This is a genomic window from Actinomadura sp. NPDC048032 (assembly GCF_040653175.1).
Lineage (GTDB): Bacteria > Actinomycetota > Actinomycetes > Streptosporangiales > Streptosporangiaceae > Spirillospora > Spirillospora verrucosospora.
On the sequence record NZ_JBEZJP010000793.1, the window covers coordinates 1 to 1,405 of the forward strand.

Sequence of the window (1,405 nt, forward strand, 5' to 3'; positions counted from 1 at the left end):
GGTTGGCGCTCCTGCCGCCGCGCGGCTCGCGGGAGCGGAACGTCCAGGACGTCGACGTGCGGGTCGACACCGGGAGGATCGCCGACGCGTAGTGTCCGCCGGCGGACAGCAGCTCCAGGATGCGGCGGCGGACCGGATCGCCGAGAACATCGAACGCGTGCACGGGAGAATAATAGCAAACTTATATAACTCGGCCTCGAACGCGGGTGGAGGCCGGGCGTGCGCCCGGTGGGGCTACCGGGCGCCGAAGAGGCCGCGGTTCAGGACGGGCTTCGCCGTCTCCTGGAAGTCGATCTCCGGGTCGAGCTCGCGGATGGTCCCCTCGATGACGAGCAGGGACAGCAGCGGGAAGATCAGCTCGGGCGCGGCGTGGATGCCGAACCGGCGCTGCAGGTCGAACATCTCCGTGGCGAAGGCGATCAGGCTGAACTCCTTGGCGGGCAGCCCGTGGCTGCGCTCGACCAGGTCGGCCATCCGCACGATGAAGCCGTCGAGGTCGGCGTCGTCGCGCACCCCCGCCGAGCTCTCGATGACGATCTCGGCGCAGCGGCTGCCCCGGCCGGTGGACATGTTCATGAAGAACTCGGCGAACAGCCGGCGCAGGCGCTCGGTCAGCTGCACGCTGAACCCGGCGTCGAGCACGACGACCTGCCCCTGGCGGGTGAAGTAGAGGTTCCCCGGGTGCATGTCGCAGTGCACGAAGCCGTCGACGAACAACATCTGGTAGATCGCGGTCAGCGCCGACGCCGCGAACCGCCGGCGCATCGCCGGAGGGCACTTCGCCGCGGCGCCCACGTCCAGGTCCGGGATGAACTCCATGACGATGCAGCGCGGCCGCGACTCCGCCTGGTGCACCTGCGGAACCCACACCCGGGGCACGGGCGCCAGGTTGTCGCGCAGCCGCGTCAGGCTGTCGGCCTCGCGGGTGAAGTCCAGCTGCCCGAGGACGGCGGCGCACATGCTGTCCACCACGTCGGTGACCGGAACGCCGCGGAACACCGGCAGGCGGGCGGCCAGCGAGGCGCCCGCCCTCATCAGCGCGAGGTCCTGCCTCATCACCCGGTCGATGCCGGGGCGGCGCAGCTTGATCGCCACCTGGCCTCCGGAAGCGAGCGAGCCCCGGTACACGGAGGCGACGCTCCCGCTGGCGACGGGCCGCTCCTCGACGTGCGCGAAGCGCCCCTCGGCGGCCCGCGGGCCGTAGGCCTCCGCGAAGGCGCGGCGCGTCTCGGCGCGGTTCAGCGGCGCCACCGAGTCCTGGAGGACGGACAGCTCGTCGCAGAGAGCCGCGGGCAGCACGTCCCTCCGGGTGCCGAGCACCTGACCCGCCTTGATGAAGGTGGGGCCGAGCCTCATCAGCAGGACGGCTAGTGCAGGGCGGTCGTGCTGACGGCGGCGTCGGCCT

At 71.5% G+C, this 1,405-nt stretch carries 1 protein-coding gene; it reads right to left on the bottom strand.

What is annotated here, in order from left to right:
• Window positions 1-234 precede the first annotated feature (234 nt).
• Window positions 235-1,405 (bottom strand): AarF/UbiB family protein (locus AB0C69_RS42255; protein WP_360362575.1); only part of this gene is annotated, 1,171 nt, incomplete at its 5' end.